This window comes from Labrenzia sp. OB1 (assembly GCF_001624695.1).
Classification (GTDB): Bacteria; Pseudomonadota; Alphaproteobacteria; order Rhizobiales; family Stappiaceae; genus Roseibium.
In genome coordinates this window covers 145,436-165,165 of sequence record NZ_JSEP01000011.1, presented here as the reverse complement: position 1 = coordinate 165,165, position 19,730 = coordinate 145,436, and the positions used below count along the sequence as shown (strand labels likewise).

The window sequence follows — 19,730 nt, the reverse complement described above, 5'->3', positions numbered from 1 at the left end:
GCGACTTGCCGTGGGGCCCATATGCGCTTTTCAATCAGACTTCCAGCACGTTTCCATCCGGTACGGGGCGGGCTGCGAACGGCAGTCCCCTTGGTGCTGGCCCTGAGCGTTTTCAGTCTCACCGTTTTCGCTGGAATATCCTTGGGGCATGCACAGGGTATTCCCGGCACCTTCAAGGGTCTCGTCGGGGCCGAGCAAAGCGCGGCAACCGGGGCTGCAGGCGCAGCGGCGACACAAGGTGCGGCGGTTGCGCAAGGCGATGAAGACGAGGAAGACGAGGAAGGCGCGGGTGCGGGGCTGATCGAGGCACTGGAAGGGTTTTCCGACGACGCAGTCGAGGCGCGCGACGAATTCAAGTTGATCGTCGGAGAAATTCCGACAATTCACCAATCCATGCTGAACATCCTGCGCACCCATGGCGAGGACCAGGGTCTGGGATGGCTTCCCGCGGCGCTGGCCGACGTGGCGATCGCCATCGCGGTCGGTCTTGCAGCTTATGCGCTGCTTAGCAGGTGGGGGCACCGGCAGTTCGAATTCCTGTACAAGGCGGACGTCTACAGCCGCTCCGACAAGATCATTTATCTGTATCTGCGCGCGCTTTTGATGGCTGTCGGTGTCGCGTTGTTCTTCGCTGTCGGCTCGGTCGTCTATCTTATTCTCGGCACAGGCCTGCAGGCCGCCAACGAAACGGCGCTTGTTGTGCTCAGTGTCGTTTCCGTCTTCATGCTGCTGCGGGTCATCTGGCTCAACCTGCTCGCGCCCGACGCGGAGACACATCGCCTGCTCGCGCTGTCCAACGGCGAGGCAACGGGGCTTTACAGGACACTTCTTGCCGGCTCGGGTGTTTCCCTGGCCACTGTGGCCTTCTGCATCTGGATGGAACGTCTCGGCCTGTCGAATGACGCTCACAAGGTCGCTTTGATCGGCGCTTCGGCGCTCTCCATGCTGATCCTTCTGGGAATTGCCATTGTCTTTCGCAAGGTGATCGCCCGGCTTATCCGGGGACGGGAAGGCGATGCGTGTCCGTTCTGGCGCAAAGTACTTGCCCGTATCTGGCATTATACCGCGGTGCTTTATCTTATGCTGGCCTGGACCATCTCCGCGGTCCGTATTCTTCTGGATCTGCCCGATGCGACCGGACTGGTCGGTGCGCCGATCCAGGTGCTGCTTCTGGCCACCGTCGCCTATGGTGTCCTGATCCTGATTATCGACAGGGTGCTTCTTCCGCGGCTCGACACCGCGGACGCCCAGGCCAGGATTGCCGAGGACATCAAGCGGGCGGAAGAGAGCGAAGGCGGGAACGAGGACCAGGAAAGCGCCCTTGCCCAAGCCCGGGCGGAGGCAGCTGAACGGGAAGCAAGGCGCACACCCTTCCGGGACCTCTTCGACCGGGGCGCAGTCATTCTTGTCGCCTTCGGCTCTCTGGATCTCCTTGCCTCGTGGTGGGGCCTGCCGCTCGCCGGCAGCGGCTCGCTGATCGGTTCCTTTGTCGAGGTACTGCTGGTCGTGTTCCTGGGGTATATGGCTTACGAGGCGGTCAAGATCCTCATAGACCGGCAGATCGCCAAGGAAGCGCCTGCTGAAACGGACGAGGAGGCGGAAGTCGGCGGGGCAGGGGAAAGCCGGATCGCGACGCTGCTGCCCATCTTCCGGAATTTCCTGCTGATCACCATCGTGGTGATCGCCTCCATGGTGGTGTTGTCGGAGCTTGGTGTGAACATCGCCCCGCTCTTCGCCGGTGCCGGTGTCGTCGGCCTGGCTATCGGCTTCGGTGCGCAGACGCTCATCCGCGATATTTTCTCGGGGGCCTTCTACCTGATCGACGACGCCTTTCGTAAAGGCGAATATATCGATATCGGCAGCGCCAAAGGCGTGGTCGAGAAGATCTCGATCCGTTCCATGCAATTGCGCCATCACCGGGGGGCGCTGACGACAATTCCCTTCGGCGAAATCCAGCAGGTGGAGAACTTTTCCCGCGACTGGGCGGTGATGAAGCTCGCCTTCCGCGTCACCTATGACACGGATGTTGAGAAGATGCGCAAGATCATCAAGAATTTCGGCAAGGAGCTAATAGAGGACGAATACTTCGGCCCGATGTTCCTGGCGCCGCTGAAATCCCAGGGCATCATGTCCATGGAGGATTCGGCCATGATCGCCCGCGTGAAATTCACCACCAAACCCGGAAAGCAGTTCGAGTTGCGCAAGGTCGTCTATGCCGGACTGCGGGATCTCTTTGAGGAGAACGGCATCAAGTTCGCCCATCGTCAGGTGACCGTGCGGGTTGCAGGTGAGGAAGATGCGCACGGAACCGTTTCGCCGGGTGCCGCGCAGATTGCTGCGGCAGGTGCGGCCGCGGCCGGAATGATCGGGGAAGAGGACGCAGCGGAAAACGGCGCCGATGCGGACCAACTCTGAAGGTTTTCGTGAGGTTAGACATGCTGAAAAGCGGTTTTACGGTGCCGGCTACGGTTCTGGCCCTGCTCGGGGCGCTTTGTCTGCCGGCTTCCGCTGGATCCTTGCAGGACAAGGCAGGCGAGGCGGAGGCGGCTCTGGGCGCCGGAGACGGGATGGCGGCCGTCACGGCGATGCGGCAGGCCTTGTCCGACGCCTGGCGCGAAGCGCCGCTAGCAGTCGATACGGCGCTTTTCGTGACGGAACCGGCCGACGGTTACGGCATCTACACGGTCCGTACCGGCAACATATTTGCCGAAGGCGAACCGCTCAGAATCTATCTGGAACCTGTAGGCTTCGACTGGATACAGGTGGATGGCCTTCACACATCGCTCCTGACCGTCGATTTCGACCTGACTTCGCCGGACGGTCATGTACTGGCCGGACAGAAGGATTTCGGCCGCTTCGATTTCAGGAGCCATGTGCCAAACACCGAATACATGGTCAACATGACACTCAATGTGAGTGGCGCTCCGGCGGGCGACTATCTGCTGGTCCTGACGGTCAACGATGAAAACAGCGGTGCATCGGCCAAGGTCGAGCTGCCTTTTGCCATCCAATAGCGCCTGTTTGCGCATTCACGGCATGACGGGCTCCGAATTCGGCCATGACCGAATGGACCTTGGCGGCGAAATCCGATATCGGTCCCAGCAGTTAACTTGACGGGACCGGGATGCGGATCGGATTTCAGGCGGGCACGCTCAACGAACGCGGCATGAGCGTTGCGCTTCACGACTATGCAGTGGGCGTGCAGCAGGAGCTGGGTCATGAGGCCTTCGTCTTTCACAACGAGGCGAAAAGCACGCCCTCGGTGGTCGAGAAGTTCGGCCGGTCAGTGACGCTGGTTCCGATGAAACCCGATACCGACAGCCGCCGCGTCAGCGAGCCTTTCAAACTTGATTTCTGCTACTACATCCGGGAAGGGCGTGCCGTGCCTGTCGATATCACCGCCGGGCGCTCCGGCGTTCATGCAGTGTTCCGCCATTTCGAACCGCATGGCGATGTCTATGCCTATGTTTCCGACTGGCTGGCCGACTGGATGAGCGGTGGCCTGGCGCCGGCTGTGCCGCATATTGTCGACCTGCCACAGGCCGAGGGTACGCTGCGCCAGAAACTCGGCATTCCCCGGGAGGCCTTCGTGGTGGGCCGCTACGGCGGTTACGATCAGTTCAACATTCCCTTTGCGCACAGCGCCGTCGAAGAAGCGCTCCGGCGCCGGCCCGATCTTTGGTTCCTGTTCGTTAACACGGAAAAATTCATCGACCATCCAAGGGCTCTGTTTCTGCCGTCGATTGTGGATCCTGTTGAAAAGTCCCGGTTCATCGCGACCTGCGACGCAGGGCTCAACGCCAAGAAAATCGGCGAGAGTTTCGGTCTCGCCATCGCGGAATTCCTGATGGCCGGCCGGCCGGTGTTCAGTTGGGCCGGCGGTATGGACCGGAACCATGTGGTCATGACTCCGAAGCCGGACTGGATCTACCGGACTCGCCGGGAACTGGTGCGCCTGCTGGTCGATTATACGCCGTCATCTGCCGATGGCGACCTGGCGCGCCACTCGGTGAGCCAATTTTTGCCGGGGCCGGTGATGCGGAGGTTCGACGAGGTCTTTCTGTCCGGGGGATGGTCGGCGGGCGCTCTCGAGACGTCCCGTGCCTTCAGGATCAAGCGCCTTGTTCAGGAAAAAGCCCTGCGGGCCCAGTTCAGACTTTGGAAGAGCCTTTGATGCTCACGATACGCCCATGAAGATCCACGACTGTTTCGTCTTTCACAACGAGTTCGACCTGCTGGAGATCCGCCTCCGGGAGATGGGCGATCTTGTCGACCGCTTCGTACTGGTGGAGGCCAATCAGACCCAGCGGGGCGGGGCCAAACCATATTATTTCGCTGAGAACCGGGAGCGTTTCGCGCCCTGGGCCGACAAGATCGTCGATCTTCAGATCGAGTTTCCCGATGAGCTGCCACCGGCTCTGGGCGTCTACAAGAGCCGACGCAAGAAGGACTGGGAGCGGGAAAACTATCAGCGCAACTGCATCGCTCAGGCGCTGGAAAACTGTGCAGAGGACGACCTGATCCTTGTGTCGGATGTCGACGAGATCGTGCGGAAAGAGGTGCTTGAGAAGGTCCTGCGGGACCGGCTTTACATGGGCAGGCTGCTGGTGTTCGAGCAGAGCCTTCACAAGCATCACCTGAACCGGATCGTACCGGGGAAAAGCTGGTTGCTCGGTTCGCGGATGATCGAAAAGAAGTATCTGACGACGCCGCAGCAACTGCGCCGGACAAAGGCTCGGATGACCAAGAAACCCTGGGTGCCGGCGGTTCTCGCCCAACCGTTCCTGAGGCTGCGCAACAACAATCTCACAGGCATCAGCCGGCCGGTGAAAATCATCCCGGAAGCCGGATGGCATTTTTCCTCAATGGGCGGTTTGGAGGCCTTCAGGACCAAGCTGGCATCTGTCGTGCACGGGCAGACAGTCGACACCAGCGACATCGAAAGGCTCTACGAGCGGGAGCTCATCGGAACGGAACTTGTCCCGCAAAGCGGTTTGCCGGGGGCGCTCAAGTCAGGGCTGTTCGATCATATGCTGGCGGATCCGGACAGGGTATAGGAAAGCCGACGAGCCGGAAAGGCAGCGTTGTTCGCGGGTCGTGGCAGCGTTCGGACGGCAATTTCGCGCGTATCCCTCTCACAAATGCAGATACTGCTCCACATGTGCGCGGTTGGCGTTGAAGGCTTCGGTGGTGCCGCTCCAGACGATTTCTCCCTTTTCGATCACGTAGTACCGGTCCGAGATCCTGGAGAGTTCGTCAAGGTTCTTGTCGATCAGCAGGATCGAGAGGCCGCTTGCCTTCAAACGGGCGAGCATGGACCAGATTTCCTCGCGGATCAGCGGTGCCAGTCCTTCGGTGGCTTCGTCGAGGATCAGCAGGTCCGGGTTGGTCATCAGGGCGCGTCCGATAGCCAGCATCTGTTGCTCGCCGCCGGACAACTGGAAACCGAGATTGCGTCTGCGTTCCGCAAGGCGCGGAAAAGCGTCGAAGACTTTGTCTTCCGTCCATCCGCCGGGCTCCGGGCGCGCCGTGGCGCGCAGATTTTCGCTGACAGTGAGAGACGGAAAGACCAGCCGTCCCTCCGGCACTAGCCCAAGCCCCGCCTGGGCGATCCGGTAGGGAGGTTCCCCGGTAAGGTCTTCGCCTCTCACCAGAATCCGGCCTTTGCTGGGTTTCAGAAGACCCATGAGGCAGCGCACGGCGGTGGATTTGCCCATGCCGTTGCGACCCATGAGCGTGGTCACCTGGCCTTCGGCCAGATCGAGATCGATCCCGAACAGGACTTCGGCACGCCCATAGCCTGCATGCAGACCGGTAACGCTCAAAAGCGTGCTCATTGTCCGCTGTCTCCGAGATAGGCCGCCCGGGCCGCAGGGTCGTTTCGCACGTCTTCCGGGGCGCCCTGCGCCACGATCTGTCCGTCGACCAATACCGAAACCGTGTCCGCAAGCTGAAAGATCGCATCCATGTCGTGTTCCACCAACAGCATCGGGATCGTGCGGCGCAGGTCGGCGAGAATATCGATCAGCATCGCGCTCTCCACGCGGCCGAGGCCGGCCATGGGTTCGTCCAGAAGCAGGAAACCCGGAGCACCCGCCAGGGCGATAGCAAGTTCCAGAAGTCGCCTTTCCCCGTGCGACAGGTCGTCGGCGGGTACATGGGCCCGGTCTGCCATGTTGAGGCGCTCCAGCGTCTCCATGGCTGCTTCGTTCAGGTCTTTCTCGCGGGCGGCCGGGCGGAAGAAGCGGAAGCTCGATCCGGACCTGGCCTGCACGGCAAGGGCCACATTCTCCAGAACGGAGAAGGACGGCAGGACCGAGGTCAACTGAAACGTGCGTCCAAGGCCCGCCTGTGCACGTTGCCATGTCTTTCTGGTGGTGATGTCCTGGCCTGCGAGAACGATCTCGCCGGCATCGGCGTGCAGGACGCCGGAGATCTGGTGGATCAGCGTCGTCTTGCCCGCGCCGTTCGGTCCGATGAGCGCGTGGCACTGGCCTTCAGGCACGGATAGCGAGATGTTCCGGCTGACATGTAACGCACCGAAATACTTGTTCAGATTGCGGATTTCCAACGCATTCATGACGCGTTGTCCTCGCTTGTCCGGGGCATACCGGTTCTCGCGGGTGCCGCTACCGGCAAGAGAAGATGGCTTAACCCGCCCTTTGCATGAAGCGCGAGAAGCACCAGTAGCGGTCCGTAGATCAGCCTCCATTCGTGAATGAAGGACCCCAGCACTTCCTCCACGATCACAAGGAAGAACGCGCCAAGAAGCGCGCCGCTGCGGGTTCCAAGCCCCCCCAGGACCACGACCACCAGAAGATCTCCGGAACGCTGCCAGGCCGCCAGAGAGGGGCTGACAAACTCCGCATGCTGCATCGTCAGCAGCCCGGAGACGGCGGCGATCATCCCGGCAATGACATAGGCGGTCAGCCGGTATCGGAAGACCGAAAAGCCAATGATCTCAGTCCGCTCGGGATTGTCGCGCGCGGCCCGGAGCACCCTGCCGAACCGGGAGTTGCCGAGACGGTGAACGCCCCACCACACGAGCAACAGGGTCAGCAGGACCACAAGATAGAGCTGGCCTCCACTCTGCACCACGTCGCTGCCGAAAAAGGTTGCCATCGACCAGAGCGTCAGCCCGTCGTCCCCGCCATAGGGGGCCAGGGAGGTCAGCGTGAAATAGATCATCTGACCGAAGGCAAGTGTAATCATCAGAAAGTAGACCCCGGATGTCCTGAGGGCCAGCGCGCCGGTGATCAGGGCAAAGAGACCTGAGACCAGAAGCGCCAGAAGCAGGAGAACCAGGATGTTCTCGATGCCGCTTTCCAGACCGATGGCCGCTGCATAAGCGCCAATGGCGACGAAGGCCGCGTGACCCAGGCTGATCATCCCGCCCTGGCCAATCAGAAGATCGAGCGATATTGCAGCGATCGCCAGCAGCATCGCCTTGATCAGCAGGCTCAATATGTAGGTCTGGCCGATGAGCGGCAGGACGAACGGGGCGGCAAACAGGAGCGCGAAGATGAGCGCCATGAGCAGGAAGCTGCGGTCCACGCGTATCATGCGGCCCCCTTCGCGGGCAGCAGACCCTGAGGGCGTACGACCAGAATGGCGGCCATCAGGATGTAGATGAGCATCGATGCAAGCGCGGGCCCGACCTGATTGGAGAAAGACGGCGGGAACACCAGTTCCAGCCCCTCGATCAGGAGTGTGCGGCCGAGCGTGTCAAAGAGGCCGACGATCAGAGCGGCCAGAAAAGCGCCCCGGATCGATCCGATGCCGCCGATGATGATGACGACGAAGGCAATGATCAGGATATTGTCCCCCATACCGGGTTCGATCGCGAAGATCGGTGCGGCGATCACGCCGGCAAAGCCCGCCAGCATCGCCCCGACGCCAAAGACGATCATGAACAGTTTCTGGACGTTGACCCCGAGTGCGGACACCATTTCCGGCGTTGTCGCCCCGGCACGGATCAGCATGCCCACCCGGGTCCGGGTCACGGTGAGGTAGAGAATGACGGCAACTGCGAGCCCGGCGAGGATCGTGACGAAGCGGTACACCGGATAGCGCAACTGCTCGGTCAACTGGATCGATCCGGCCAAGAATTCCGGCGGTTCGATTGTCAATGTGCCCGGACCGAAGATGACCTTGGCCAGTTCATTGAGAAAGATGATGATCCCGAATGTCGCCAGCACCTGGGACAGATGATCGCGCCCGTAGAGATGCCGGAAAACGAAATACTCCAGCAACAGGCCGAGCAAAAGCGCGGCGGCCAGGGACAGCACCACCGCAGCGGCAAAGCTGCCGGTCAACTGGTGGAAGGCGAAAACCAGATAGGCCCCCACCATGTATTGCACGCCATGGGCCAGGTTGATGAACCCCATGACCCCGAAGACAAGCGTGAGCCCGGCTGCGATCAGAAACAGGAGCGTACCGTACTGGAGCCCGTTCAGGCACTGGATGAGAAGGAGGGTCAGTGACACCGCGTCAGCCTTTTCATGGATCGGATGCGCCCGCCCCAAGTCGGGGCGGGCGCGATCTGCTTCCTACATTTTGCACTCGGCATGGAAGCTGTCGGCATAGTCGGTGACGACCGTCCGCTTGGCTGTCGTCCAGAACTTGCCATCATCCCGCTTCGCCACTTCAAGCAAATGGAAGTCCTGAACGGGGTAGTGGTTGTTGCTGAAGGCGAAAGACCCGCGCACGGAGGTGAAATCCGCTGCCTCGAGCGCTGCACGCGTGGCGTCCTTGTCGCTCATGTCGCCGCCGGTCTTTTCCAGGGCGCTGGCAATCAGATTGGCCGTGTCATAGGACTGGGCGGCGTAGGAGCCCGGGACATAGCCGTATTTCTCCTCGAAGGCCGAGACGAAGGCCTGATTGGCGTCGTTCTTCATGTCCGGCGCCCAGGCACCGGCGGACAGGAAGCCGACAGCGGCGTCCTGCTGTCCAGGCAAGGTGGTCTCGTCGGTTGTGAAGACCGAGGTGAACTCGATGTTGTCACCCAGGCCCGCAGCTTCAAACTGCTTGACGAGACGCACGCCCATGCCGCCAGGCATGAAGGTGAACAGAGCATCCGCATCCGCAGTGGAGATCTGTGCCAGCTCGGAGGAGAAATCCTGATGGCCGAGAGGCGTGAAGATCTCGTCCGCCACGGTGCCCTTGAAGGTCTGCTTGTAACCGGCAACGTTGTCGCGTCCGGCCTGGTAGTTGGGCACCATGAGGACGACTTTCTCGAAGCCTTCCTCATTGGCAATCATGCCGCTCACCTCGGCGTTCTGGTTGTTCTGGTAGGAGGTGACGAAGAAATAGGGATTGCAGTTCTTTCCGGCGAAGGTCGACGGTCCGGCATTCGGGCTGATCAAAAAGGTATCGGACTGGATCACCGGCTTGAAGATTGCCTGAAGCATGTTCGAAAAGACGGTCCCGACGACAAAGTCGACTTCGTCACGTTCCACCAGCGATTTTGCCTTGAGCAGAGCCACATCAGGCTTGAGCTCGTCGTCCTCGACGATCAGGGTCACATCCTGGCCGCCCAGTTTGCCGCCGTTCTGGTCCAGCGCGAGCTGGAAACCGTCGACGATCTGCTGACCGAGCGCGGCCGGCGGGCCGGACAGGGTCACGACCATCCCGATCTTGACCTCCTCGGCAATCGCAGCTGAAAACAGCGCGGTGCTCGTTACCAACGCCGCCGCCAGGCTCGCAATCGTGAATCTTGCCTTTGCTTTCATGATCATTTTTCCTCTTGTCCCCCCTCCGGGGCTGGTTGAATTGCGGTTTTTCAAAGTGTCCGGGATGTTTTAGCGTTTTTTGTTTTCCCGTCGTTACGTAGGAGCCCTTGATCCTTGTTTTCGGTCAGGTGTCCTCTCTTGTGGCGAAACCGGCCATCTTCGCGTAGCCTTTGACAATCGCCTTGCGATCTTCATATCCCAAAATATCGTCCACGTTGTCAAAACGGCGCGGACTCCGTTTTTCGACTTCGTCGATCACGCGCTCGGGTCCGCCGATCCGGTTGGTGCGCACCACCTCGGCGGTCTTGGGCAGCCGTTCCTTTTCGTAGCGGTAAAGTGCTTCACGCGGATGCTCCGACGCGGCAAGCTCATCGGCAAGACAGCGCGCGTCCAGAATGGCCTGAGCCGCGCCATTGGACCCCACAGGGTACATCGGGTGGGCTGCGTCTCCCAGCAGGGTCACCCGCCCGTGCGTCCAGCGCGGCAGCGGATCGCGGTCGGCCATCGGATACTCGAAGATCGTTCCGCTGGCGCGGACGAGTGCTTCAAGGACCATGCCCGGCACGTTGAATCGCTTTGCATAGGGCAGCACCTTGGCAAGGGACGCCTGCTTGGACCAGCTTTCCGGTGGTGGCGGCGAAACGGAGGCATCGGCCATGCGCACGTTCACCACCCAGTTCATCAACTGCCGTCCATCTTTGGCGGGGGCGATTGGATAGAGCACCAGTTTCCCGCCGAGGCCCCCGGCGATGGCCATGGTCTCGCCGTCCTCCCAGACGGGCCATTCAGCCGCGCCGCGCCACATGACGACACCGGCCCAGCTCGGTACGCCCTCGTCGGGATAGAACTTGCGCCGGCCAACGCTGTGAATGCCGTCGGCGCAGATCAGCACTTCGGCGCGTATGGTGCTCGATCCGGCACCGTCGATGGTGTTGGTGAAATGTGCGGTCACGCCACCTTCGTCCTGCACGAAACCGGACAGGCGCCGCCCGGTCAGGACGGCGTCAGGTCCCATGCGTTCGACCGCCGCATCGTAGAGCATCTTCTGCAGCCGGCCGCGGTGGATGGAAAACTGCGGGAATTCGTGGCCGGCATGAAGCCCGCGCGGTTCTCGCCAGACTTCCTGGCCGATGCGCGTCAGGTAGCGCAGCTCCCGGGTGCGCAGGCCGATCTTGTCCAGCCGCTCCAGCAGACCGAGTTCGGCAAGCTCGGCGATGGAATGGGGCAGGGTGTTGATGCCGACCCCGACCTCGCGAACTTCCGGGGCCTGCTCCACGACCTGTGCCCGGATACCGCGCTTGTGCAGCATCAGCGCAGTGGTCAGCCCGCCAATCCCTGCGCCTGCGATCAGGACAGTCACTGTGAGGCCTCTTCTTCCGGGGGGAGGAAATCGATGGCGTGGGCCGCGGAGACTGCAACGATCTCGGCCGGATCGGCCTCGGGTCCCAGATTGTGAAGCGCCCAGAACAGATCATAGAGCTGCGCGCTTGGGGTGACCCAGAACAGCGTCTTGATCGTGCTTTCGGACTTGTTGAAAATGCCGTGCGGGATGCCGCGTGGCAGTTTGACGAGATCTCCGGGCTCGCCGACGGCTTTCTGCCCGTCGAGAAGGAAATCGAAACGGCCTTCCAGAATATAGAGAAATTCGTCCTGATCCGGATGGATATGCGGCGGCACGAAGGTTCCCGGGGGCAGGGTCGCATGCCAGGAAAAGCACTCCTCGGTCATCTGCTTGGGCACATAGGTCTGGCCCAGAATGTTCCAGCGTATCTCGTCGAGACTGTCACGGGATTTGACGATCCCGGGCACCATGGCGGTCATTTCTGTTTCCTCCGTCTCTCAGGGGCCTGAATAGTGAGGGGCTGCATATCGGGACCCTGAAGTTTGATAGTCATGTGTCCGCACCAGCTTCGTGTTGCAGCTGGTCCTGCGTAACCGAGTCGACAAAGGCCGCCGTGATCGGTGAGTCCGGTTCCCTGAGACCTTCAATGATCGTGAAGTGATTGTGATCGCCTTCAACTTCGCAGCGTACCGGAACGTCCAGCCCTGCCCACATGTCAGTGAGGAGGCGGGTCTGGCGGATGAATTCGGGCCGTTCACCGCCTCCGACCCAGCAGGTCAAGGGTGCGGCTGCCGCCGGTTGCGCCAGCACCGCGCTTTCGGCGCGGGCCTCCTCGAGATCCAGATTGAGTGTCCGGTTCATGGCGGTGTGCAGCAGTGGCCGCAGGTCATGAAGACCACTGATCGAAAGGGTATGGGCAATGCGTTCGAACACGGGGCCCGGCAGCGGGGTGTCGGAGCACAGCATGCGCGTTGCAAGGTGACCGCCGGCCGAGTGCCCGGACAGGCGGATGGGGCCGTCCACCAGCCCGGCAGCGGTTGAAATCGCCCGGCCGATCTGGGCGGTGATCTCATGGATGCGCGCTTCCGGGGCCAGGGTATAGCTGGGCAGACAGACAGCCCAGCCCTTTGCCCGCGCGCCTTCCGCGAAATCCGTCCAGTGCCCCTTTTCCAGCCGCATCCAGAAGCCGCCGTGAACAAAAACGGCAATTCCCCGAGGGGTGTCGTCCGGCCAGACGATGTCCAGCTTTTCCCGCGGATGGTTGCCATAGGGGATGTCCAGTTCCAGACGCTGCCCGCCCGCCTGCAGGTCCGCCCTGTAGGCCGCGGCCCGCGCGGCCCAGAAGGCAGGCAACTCGCCGGAGTTGGCTACATGCTTCATGTTGGCGAAGGCGTCGTCCCAATCGCACAAAGGTTCAAGTGTCATTCGGGCCTATTTCGCATCGGGGGGAGGGAGGAAGTTCACTTCGCGCAGCGCGGACAGGCGCACCAGCTCTGCGGGGTCGCTCACCCCGTCGAGTTCGGTAAACAGCTTGTAGAGTTCGCGCGCCGGCGATACTCCGAAGATGCATTTCGCCGTTCCGCCGGAGCGATTGAAAATGCCATGGGCGATGCCGCGCGGCATCTTGACGGTGTCACCGGCGCCGGCCTTGACCTGCTCATCGGCGAATTCGATGTCCAGTTCACCTTCCAGCATGTAGATCCACTCATCCTGGGTCGGGTGGATATGCGGCGGCACGAAAGTGCCATCGGGAATGGTGGCGTGCCAGACGAACGCATCTTCGCTCAGGAGCTTGGGGACATAGGTGTGCCCCACGACATTCCATGCCAGAGCGTTCATGCCGGCATCGGCCTTCAACACGCCTTTTTCCATTTTCCGGGTTCCTGCTGTTACGGTTAGGACTTTGTGCTCAGCCTACACTGCATTGCATCGGTGTAATCAAGTATCCGAAAAACGAACCCGTCTTCGGCGTCGTTTTAAGCTTGAAGCATTTTGGAAGTCATGCACAAGATCAGGCTGGACCAACCTGGAACCGTTCTGCAAGGAAACCGATGGCCACACCTCAGGCTTTGCCAACGAAGGAATATTTCACGCGCAATCCGGTGGTTCGCACCCGCGACATGGATGAGGCAAAGCACATCATTTCCGGCAAGCTGTGCGATCACAAGCTCGAGGTCTTAGGCTGCCGATCCGGCCTTTTCGTCCGCCACAATGCGGTGAGCGGGCGAAGCATTTCCGCCAATTACCTGCACTATGGCGCCGACGTTACGGTGGATCCGGGACGGCTGGATTCCTTCTATCTGTTTCAGGTGCCGCTGTCCGGAAGCGCCAATATCAGACACCGTGGCGAGGACATGACCGCGACCACGCGGATGGGAGCCATTCTCAACCCGGACCGGGGCGCTTTACTGCATTGGGGGCGCGACTGCAGCAAGCTTTTGCTGCAGGTTGACCGGACCCGGCTGGAAGAGGTTGCCCGGTCAATAACGGGAACCCCGCTCCCGGGGCCGATCAGGTTCAAGATGCAGGTCGATCTGGTCAACGGGCCGGGGCGCGAGTTGAAACGCCTTGTGATGGCCTGCGCTCAGGCAATCGAAAACGGAGACCTGTTCCAGGGTCCGCTGGCGGCAAGGGACCTGAGGGCAGAGGAGGATCTGGCGCATGCGCTGCTGACCCTTCAGCCCAGCAACATCTCGCATATCATCGAACGCTCGGACCGCCGAGCCAATCCCAGGGAAATCCGGATCGCGCTTGAGTATATTCACGCCAATCTGGCCGAGCCGATCAATCTGGCCGACATCGCGCTGGCGGCGGGTATCAACGTGCGCACGCTGCAAAAGGGATTTCAGCGAATTTTCGGCCAAAGCCCGATGCAGGTGCTGCGCAATGCACGGCTGGACAAAGTGCATTATCTGCTGTCGGCCAGAAGGGATCCGCCGAGCGTGGGCGACGCGGCCTATTCCTGCGGCTTCTCACATCTTGGCCGGTTCTCCTCTTACTACAAGGACCGTTTCGGACATTTGCCGAGCGAGCAGCGCTGACGCAATCCGGCCCCATGCGCCCCAAGTCACGTGCCGGGGGCAGCGAGCGCCGTGGTGTCACGGGCACCGGCGATTGCCGCAATTACGCTCTGCAACAAGACTTGCCGGCCTCCGGATTGGCCATGCAGGCGCCCCGCTTTGAAAAACTTCTGGTTTCCGTCGCGTTCAATTGAATTCAGGAGAACACCCGAACGCATTTGTACTGCAAACGCGGCCTTGGGCGCTTTCCTGAATAGGTGAATCCGTCTAAATGCGACATGCTTTAATTGTATCCCATTTCCTCGATGAAGGCGTAGCCGCAGGGATCGCCCAGAGGCCCGCCGTCAGGTGACTTTTCCAGATAGATCAAGGCTGCCCCTTCGAAGAAGTGGTTGGCGCCGCCGGGTAAAGCGTTCTCGCAATTCTCAGCGATGGCATAGAGATAGAGATAGTGCGGCACGCCGAGTGCCTGGATCTTGTCGGAAAATTCGACCTCCAGCGCGGTGGCATACGTGTGACCCGAGAGTGGCGAGGTCCAGTGCGGCGACGCCGGCGGGTTGGCATGGTCGAGGATGTTGACGTCGAAATCCCAATCATCGCCAACAAGCGACTTCCGGGGTTTCAAATAGCGGCCGCCATTGGGCGCATAAGCCTCTGCGCTGCCAGCGGTGAAAAACATGTTGCCGAAACCGTGCAGCGGCGGATGGCCAACCTTGGTTCCGGTGATCCATTGCGGCGTCAGCGGCGGCCAGAATTCGGCGAGGGCGAAGCAGGGGCCGGTATTCAGTCTGAGGGCGATCCAGTTGCCGCGATAGAGCGGCTTGAAAGAACTGGCGCCGGTGGTCAGGAGGTCTCTGAGGCCGTCCGGGCCGCCAGTATGTCTGCTTCCGACCGGTTGGCGCGGCGGCAGGCTTGCCGTCATCTGCCGGTCCATCCACAGACTGCCGCCGGTCACCTCGACGGCGACGCCATCGATTACGAGTTTGCCACCGGTCACGTTGAGCGCGGGCTGGGCGCATTCGTAGGAGCCGTCGACGCCGATCTGTGAGTTTGCGGCGAACAATTCCGAACCGACATAGCCGGAAAGGCCTTCCATGACCGTGCCAAGCTTGTCTTCGAAGTCCAGCGCGAGGGCGTAGTCGGCCGTTGCCGGAGGGGACCCCGATCCGGTTTGGCTGAGAAAACCGGTTCCGCTGCCCTTGAGCGCGTAGCAGCTCCCGGGATGGCCAAGTCGCCCGGACCCGGTATAGGCAACCGTGTGGCTTGGGCCGCCGCCGGAAGGGAACTTCACCGGATCGGCCGGAGGGCCTTTCGGATCGACGATTTCAAGCAGGGGCGCGAAGGAGGCCTGGAAGCCATGATCAGCCGCGTTTGGAACGACAAGGGCATTTTCAAGGGGGGAAAGGGGACCGCCCGTCGAGGCGCCGAAACCATAACCTTGCGAAAACAGATAACTGGATACGCCTCCGCTGCGCCAGCCGATGCCGACCAGGGCTCCTGCAAGGGACGAGGCCGTGGTGAGGCTTGCGCGCAGCAACTGGAACTGCACGCTGACAAGCGTCTGGTCCGCGGTCTCCAGGGTGCCGACATAGTACCACCACTCGTTTTCGAAGGCCGATTGCATGGAAAACAGTCCGGGCAGGGATACCCGGGGAACCGACCAGCTTTCGGTTGGGGCTACCGGCGGGTAAGCCGCCCCGCCGCAGCCGTTCTCGATGCGAACGGCTTGGAAACTGTTGTCGGCAGCCGTGTTGGGGATGGTGCAGCTATAGGGCATGCCGGTAGGCGATTCCGAGCACAGATCCATTGTCACTGTCCGGGAGGTGCCGTCGCTTTGCTTCAGGATCGGGACGTCGCAACTGGCGATCCGCAGCGTGTCCCAGAGCGAGCAGACATGCTTGAAGGTATCGAATCCGACCTGGCAGTCCTGAGCGGCGCAGCAAAAATAGGTTACCAGGTTCGCGTTCACATCGCGAAACTCCGACCTGGGATCCGGCGCCCAGCCGTAGCCCGTGCCGTTGCCGCAGGAGGTGTCTGGCAGTAGATTTTCATCCAGCACCTTAATATCTTCAGCCAGGCAGTTGAAAAAACTGATATCTGCTCCCCAGGAGCTGAAGCCTGCGCTTTGCAGATCCTGAGGGCGGATCGCTTTGATGTCTCTGACCGTGCAATTTTCCACCTGTACACCGACACCGTAGATTTCCAGACCGGTCGCCTTGGCGCCGGTGAAATTGCGCGTCATGCCATCCAGAACGGTCTGGGCGCGGAAGCCGGAAACGATGACATCGGCATTGAGGAACACCGACATTCCGTGGGCATCGTCACAGCATCCGGTGATATCGGCCGCCGAACAGTCATGAAAGGCAAGGCCGCAGCAGAACATGGGCACATAGCCGATGGCCGTGTGGCCGATGGTGTTCGTCTCCCCCTTGAAATGGGTCGTCAGTCCGTCGGCGCTGCAGCCCGAGCATTTCAGGTCAGTGCAGGCCAGAAAGCTGTAGCCCTGCGCGGAGCCGTCCTCGTTGACGAAATCCGAAACCGCGCAGTCCAGAAGATTGGCGCCGCTGCAATCGGTTATCTGGAAACCGGCACAGGAAGGGGCAGTGACGGTGAGATCCGTTACCCTGCACTTGGAGACCGCAACAGTTTCCGACTTGGCGATCAGCATGCCGGAGGGCGTGATGTTGGCCGCGGTGGTGTTTTTATAGCGGCTTCCGGTGACGTGGAGGTTGCCGACCTCAAGGTGAGAGATGTTCTTGGCGTAAAGGCCGTAAAGTGTCGAATTGGCGATGGTGCCGTTCTGGATGCTGACATGGTGCAGTTTGCCGTCTTTATTCAATGCGGTCGCGAGAATCGCCACCAGCTTGACATCCGGCGACGGTGCCTCGATGTCCAGCTTGAAGCCGCCCAGGTCCAGCGACACGTCGTCGGCGCTGATCAGGATGGCGACGCCCGGCCCTTGTGGCTGCCAGCTGACGTCGGTGGTCAGCCGGTAAGTTCCCGGTGTGTCGATCAGGAGGCCTTCGGGCGGAATGGAGGCAATCTCCTGGCCCTGCTGCAGGTGCGGCAAGGGATTGCGCTCGGACAACGGAAATGCGGCTTCGATATCCTTGCGGATGTCGAAGGCCTCGATCAGGGCCCTGGTATCGATATCCTTGAAGATCTCATGTGCGAAAATCCGGTCGAATGGCATCTGACTTCCCTCCCAAAACGGATCTGAAGTTTATAGTAGCATTACTTCGTTACTATAATCATAGGTTGTGTTCTTTAAATCGCAAAGGCTGCTGTTGATGAAATTTCAGCCGGTTTCCCATTGCATGCCGGAACCCGGTATGTCGGGTCCTCGATGCCGATTGAGGTCCGGTGCCGGCTATCCCGTTACGCCGCCGGTCGCATTCCGGCCAATCTGCGCCGGTTTTGATCCCGGTACTTGCAATGCTGGCGCATTTGACATAAACATATCTTTATATCGACATTATTGGCAGAGCGCATGAGTGAAGACCAGATCCTTTCCGTAGACGATACCCTGGCCGCCCTGAGGGCGGTGGGCGAGGCGACACGGTTGCGGCTGATCGCCCTGCTGGCGGAAAGCGAACTGACGGTGAAGGATGCGACCGCCATTCTCGGTCAGAGCCAGCCACGGATCTCCCGGCACCTGAAGCTTCTGGCGGAGGCGGATCTGATCCAGCGTTTTCCGGAAGGCTCCTGGGTCTATTACCGTCTGGCGGATGGACCGGAAGGCGAGCTTGCGCGGGCGCTTGTCGCGCGCATTTCGAAAGAAGACCCGGTTCTGGCGGCCGATCAGGAGCGCTGCCAGGCGATCCGCAAGGCCAAGGCCGAGGAGGCTGCTTCCTATTTCGCGGCCCGTGCGCTCACCTGGGACCGGGAACGCTCGTTGCATGTGTCCGAGGACGATGTGGAAACCGCCATGCGGGCCGCGCTCGGCGACAAGCCGTTCCAGTCTTTCCTGGATCTGGGCACCGGCACCGGCCGCCTGCTGGAAGTGTTTTCCGATCTCTATACCTCCGCGCTGGGCATCGACGCCTCCCATGACATGCTTGCGGTCGCGCGGGCGAACCTTGCCAGATCCGGCCTTGCCAGCGCGCAGGTCCGCCATGGCGACGTCTATGCGCTGAACGTGCCGCCGCGCTCTTTCGATGTTGTTGCGGTTCATCAGGTTCTGCACTTCCTTGACGAACCGGCGCGCGCGCTGAGCGAAGCCGCCCGGGCTCTGCGGCCCGGCGGTCGCCTGCTGCTTGTCGATTTTGCTCCTCATGAGCTTGAGTTCCTGCGTGAGAAACATGCGCACCGCCGGCTCGGCTTCGGCCGTGACCAGATGGAACGCTGGCTGGAAGCTCTTGAACTCGATCTGGAACAGGTCACCGACCTGGTTCCGGCCGAGGGAACCGAAAACAAACTAACCGTTACACTTTGGCTAGCTCGTGACCGACGGATTGTCACCGACCTGCCTGCCCGAGATACGTCCCGAGAGGTCGCCTGAAATGTCTGAATCTTCTTCCCGCCGGTCGCATCAGGCCGCAGCGTCGCCGATAACCGCGTCCTTCGAGTTCTTTCCGCCGAAGTCCGAGAAGATGGCGGAAACCCTCTGGAATACCGTGCAGCGTCTTGCTCCGCTCGAGCCGTCTTTCGTGTCCGTGACCTATGGCGCGGGCGGCACGACGCGGGAACGCACGCACAAGACGGTGGAGCGGATTCTGAGGGAAACGGACCTTGCTCCCGCCGCTCACCTGACTTGCGTCGGGGCCTCCAAAGAGGAAGTCGATGCCATTGTTCGCGACTACTGGGCGCTCGGTGTGCGCCATCTGGTTGCCCTGCGCGGCGACCCGCTGGAGGGCATCGGGACGCGCTATGTCGCGCATGAAAAGGGCTATGCCTATGCGTCCGACCTGGTCGCCGGCATCAAGAAAATCGCCAATTTCGACATCTCCGTGTCCGGTTACCCGGAAAAGCATCCGGAAAGCGGCAACTGGCAGACTGAAATCGACAATCTGAAGCGCAAGGTTGACGCGGGCGCCGACCGGATCATCACCCAGTATTTCTTCGACAATGACATGTTCGATGCTTATCTGGACAGGATCGCGGCGGCCGGGATCAACATTCCGGTGATCCCGGGGATCGTTCCGATCCACAATTTCGAACAGACCATGGTGTTTTCGGCCAAATGCGGCACGTCGATCCCGCAGTGGCTGGCCCGCCGTTTCGCGGGGCTCGCCAACGATCCGGAAACCCGCAAGCTGGTCGGGGTCGCGGTTGCCTGTGAGCAGGTTATGGATCTGGTGGACAGGGGGATCTGCGACTTTCACTTCTACACCATGAACCGCGCCGACCTGACCTATGCCATCTGCCACATGCTGGGCATGGGAAAGCCCGTGCATGAGGATATGGCGGCATAAGGTTCCGGGCTCCGACGCATTCCCGGGGTTCCCATGACCTCTGACCCCACCCGCAAGAGGGAGGGAACCTGGCCTCAACTGCCGGAAGACGGTGTTTGTTTTGCGGGGCGCGATTGAGTTGCGGAGCGCTGGGTTCGGCCCGTCCCGGTGAAAGCCATCGCAGGATCGCCGTGATGGGCTCGCGCTTCGCTTGCCCGGGGCGATCCGTAAAAGGCAGTGCCTG

At 61.0% G+C, this 19,730-nt stretch carries 17 protein-coding genes; 7 read left to right on the top strand and 10 right to left on the bottom strand.

Annotated elements, in window-relative coordinates; translation table 11 throughout:
* Nucleotides 1–141 precede the first annotated feature (141 nt).
* The 4 genes from OA90_RS16305 (at nucleotide 142) to OA90_RS16290 (ending at nucleotide 5,057) form a co-directional block, all read left to right on the top strand.
* Nucleotides 142–2,415 carry a mechanosensitive ion channel domain-containing protein gene (locus tag OA90_RS16305; RefSeq protein ID WP_208986165.1) on the top strand — a complete coding sequence of 758 codons (2,274 nt, stop codon included), beginning with the start codon at nucleotides 142–144 and terminating at the stop codon, nucleotides 2,413–2,415.
* A gap of 20 nt (nucleotides 2,416–2,435) precedes the next feature.
* Nucleotides 2,436–3,014 (top strand): hypothetical protein, encoded by a 579-nt coding sequence (locus OA90_RS16300; RefSeq protein ID WP_068414050.1) that lies wholly within the window; start codon nucleotides 2,436–2,438, stop codon nucleotides 3,012–3,014.
* 110 nt (nucleotides 3,015–3,124) lie between these two features.
* Nucleotides 3,125–4,174, top strand: a complete 1,050-nt coding sequence (locus OA90_RS16295; RefSeq protein ID WP_068414047.1) for a hypothetical protein — start codon at nucleotides 3,125–3,127, stop codon at nucleotides 4,172–4,174.
* Nucleotides 4,101–5,057, top strand: coding sequence for a hypothetical protein (locus tag OA90_RS16290; protein WP_279625821.1), 957 nt, complete (start codon nucleotides 4,101–4,103; stop codon nucleotides 5,055–5,057). Before OA90_RS16295 ends, OA90_RS16290 begins: the two co-directional genes overlap by 74 nt.
* Nucleotides 5,058–5,135: 78 nt before the next feature.
* On the opposite strand, the gene OA90_RS16285 is transcribed toward OA90_RS16290, so the two are convergent.
* The 9 genes from OA90_RS16285 to OA90_RS16245 all read right to left on the bottom strand — a co-directional run bounded on the left by OA90_RS16285 (nucleotide 5,136) and on the right by OA90_RS16245 (nucleotide 12,945).
* A complete protein-coding gene (locus OA90_RS16285; RefSeq protein WP_068414040.1) occupies nucleotides 5,136–5,837 on the bottom strand; it encodes an ABC transporter ATP-binding protein in 702 nt (233 codons plus the stop codon).
* The gene (locus tag OA90_RS16280) at nucleotides 5,834–6,580 is read right to left on the bottom strand and encodes an ABC transporter ATP-binding protein (RefSeq protein ID WP_068414037.1); all 747 of its coding nucleotides are present in this window, start codon (nucleotides 6,578–6,580) and stop codon (nucleotides 5,834–5,836) included. The genes OA90_RS16285 and OA90_RS16280 overlap by 4 nt, the downstream gene beginning before the upstream one ends.
* On the bottom strand, nucleotides 6,577–7,563 hold the full coding sequence (locus OA90_RS16275; protein WP_068414034.1) for a branched-chain amino acid ABC transporter permease: 987 nt from the start codon (nucleotides 7,561–7,563) through the stop codon (nucleotides 6,577–6,579). Before OA90_RS16275 ends, OA90_RS16280 begins: the two co-directional genes overlap by 4 nt.
* Nucleotides 7,560–8,480, bottom strand: coding sequence for a branched-chain amino acid ABC transporter permease (locus OA90_RS16270; protein ID WP_208986172.1), 921 nt, complete (start codon nucleotides 8,478–8,480; stop codon nucleotides 7,560–7,562). Before OA90_RS16270 ends, OA90_RS16275 begins: the two co-directional genes overlap by 4 nt.
* A gap of 69 nt (nucleotides 8,481–8,549) precedes the next feature.
* Nucleotides 8,550–9,731, bottom strand: a complete 1,182-nt coding sequence (locus OA90_RS16265) for an ABC transporter substrate-binding protein (protein WP_068414160.1) — start codon at nucleotides 9,729–9,731, stop codon at nucleotides 8,550–8,552.
* 124 nt (nucleotides 9,732–9,855) lie between these two features.
* On the bottom strand, nucleotides 9,856–11,091 hold the full coding sequence (locus OA90_RS16260) for a flavin-dependent oxidoreductase (protein ID WP_082837088.1): 1,236 nt from the start codon (nucleotides 11,089–11,091) through the stop codon (nucleotides 9,856–9,858).
* Nucleotides 11,088–11,552, bottom strand: coding sequence for a cupin domain-containing protein (locus tag OA90_RS16255; RefSeq protein WP_068414030.1), 465 nt, complete (start codon nucleotides 11,550–11,552; stop codon nucleotides 11,088–11,090). The genes OA90_RS16260 and OA90_RS16255 overlap by 4 nt, the downstream gene beginning before the upstream one ends.
* Before the next feature lie 70 nt (nucleotides 11,553–11,622).
* Complete coding sequence (locus tag OA90_RS16250) at nucleotides 11,623–12,498, bottom strand: alpha/beta hydrolase (RefSeq protein ID WP_156510531.1); 876 nt, start codon at nucleotides 12,496–12,498, stop codon at nucleotides 11,623–11,625.
* Between the two features lie 6 nt (nucleotides 12,499–12,504).
* Nucleotides 12,505–12,945 (bottom strand): cupin domain-containing protein, encoded by a 441-nt coding sequence (locus OA90_RS16245; protein WP_068414026.1) that lies wholly within the window; start codon nucleotides 12,943–12,945, stop codon nucleotides 12,505–12,507.
* Nucleotides 12,946–13,124: 179 nt separating this feature from the next.
* On the opposite strand from OA90_RS16245, the gene OA90_RS16240 reads away from it, so the two are divergent.
* Nucleotides 13,125–14,114 carry an AraC family transcriptional regulator gene (locus OA90_RS16240; RefSeq protein WP_068414023.1) on the top strand — a complete coding sequence of 330 codons (990 nt, stop codon included), beginning with the start codon at nucleotides 13,125–13,127 and terminating at the stop codon, nucleotides 14,112–14,114.
* Between the two features lie 262 nt (nucleotides 14,115–14,376).
* Here the strand turns inward: OA90_RS16240 and OA90_RS16235 are convergent, their stop codons facing one another.
* Nucleotides 14,377–17,286: a hypothetical protein gene (locus OA90_RS16235; RefSeq protein ID WP_068414020.1), complete on the bottom strand. Its 2,910-nt coding sequence runs from the start codon at nucleotides 17,284–17,286 to the stop codon at nucleotides 14,377–14,379.
* Between the two features lie 297 nt (nucleotides 17,287–17,583).
* Between OA90_RS16235 and OA90_RS16230 the strand changes: the two genes are divergently transcribed.
* Both OA90_RS16230 and metF read left to right on the top strand, forming a co-directional pair.
* Nucleotides 17,584–18,594, top strand: coding sequence for a metalloregulator ArsR/SmtB family transcription factor (locus OA90_RS16230; protein ID WP_068414017.1), 1,011 nt, complete (start codon nucleotides 17,584–17,586; stop codon nucleotides 18,592–18,594).
* A gap of 1 nt (nucleotide 18,595) precedes the next feature.
* Nucleotides 18,596–19,507, top strand: coding sequence for a methylenetetrahydrofolate reductase [NAD(P)H] (gene metF / locus OA90_RS16225; protein WP_068414015.1), 912 nt, complete (start codon nucleotides 18,596–18,598; stop codon nucleotides 19,505–19,507).
* The last annotated feature ends 223 nt before the right edge of the window (nucleotides 19,508–19,730 follow it).

Coding starts and splice junctions, on each gene's coding strand:
- OA90_RS16275 (WP_068414034.1), bottom strand. CDS start 7,563: ATGATACGCGTGGACCGCAGCTTCCTGCTCATGGCGCTCATCTTCGCG.
- OA90_RS16280 (WP_068414037.1), bottom strand. CDS start 6,580: ATGAATGCGTTGGAAATCCGCAATCTGAACAAGTATTTCGGTGCGTTA.
- OA90_RS16240 (WP_068414023.1), top strand. CDS start 13,125: ATGGCCACACCTCAGGCTTTGCCAACGAAGGAATATTTCACGCGCAAT.
- OA90_RS16300 (WP_068414050.1), top strand. CDS start 2,436: ATGCTGAAAAGCGGTTTTACGGTGCCGGCTACGGTTCTGGCCCTGCTC.
- OA90_RS16295 (WP_068414047.1), top strand. CDS start 3,125: ATGCGGATCGGATTTCAGGCGGGCACGCTCAACGAACGCGGCATGAGC.
- OA90_RS16255 (WP_068414030.1), bottom strand. CDS start 11,552: ATGACCGCCATGGTGCCCGGGATCGTCAAATCCCGTGACAGTCTCGAC.
- metF (WP_068414015.1), top strand. CDS start 18,596: ATGTCTGAATCTTCTTCCCGCCGGTCGCATCAGGCCGCAGCGTCGCCG.
- OA90_RS16230 (WP_068414017.1), top strand. CDS start 17,584: ATGAGTGAAGACCAGATCCTTTCCGTAGACGATACCCTGGCCGCCCTG.
- OA90_RS16285 (WP_068414040.1), bottom strand. CDS start 5,837: ATGAGCACGCTTTTGAGCGTTACCGGTCTGCATGCAGGCTATGGGCGT.
- OA90_RS16265 (WP_068414160.1), bottom strand. CDS start 9,731: ATGAAAGCAAAGGCAAGATTCACGATTGCGAGCCTGGCGGCGGCGTTG.
- OA90_RS16245 (WP_068414026.1), bottom strand. CDS start 12,945: ATGGAAAAAGGCGTGTTGAAGGCCGATGCCGGCATGAACGCTCTGGCA.
- OA90_RS16235 (WP_068414020.1), bottom strand. CDS start 17,286: ATGCCATTCGACCGGATTTTCGCACATGAGATCTTCAAGGATATCGAT.
- OA90_RS16250 (WP_156510531.1), bottom strand. CDS start 12,498: ATGACACTTGAACCTTTGTGCGATTGGGACGACGCCTTCGCCAACATG.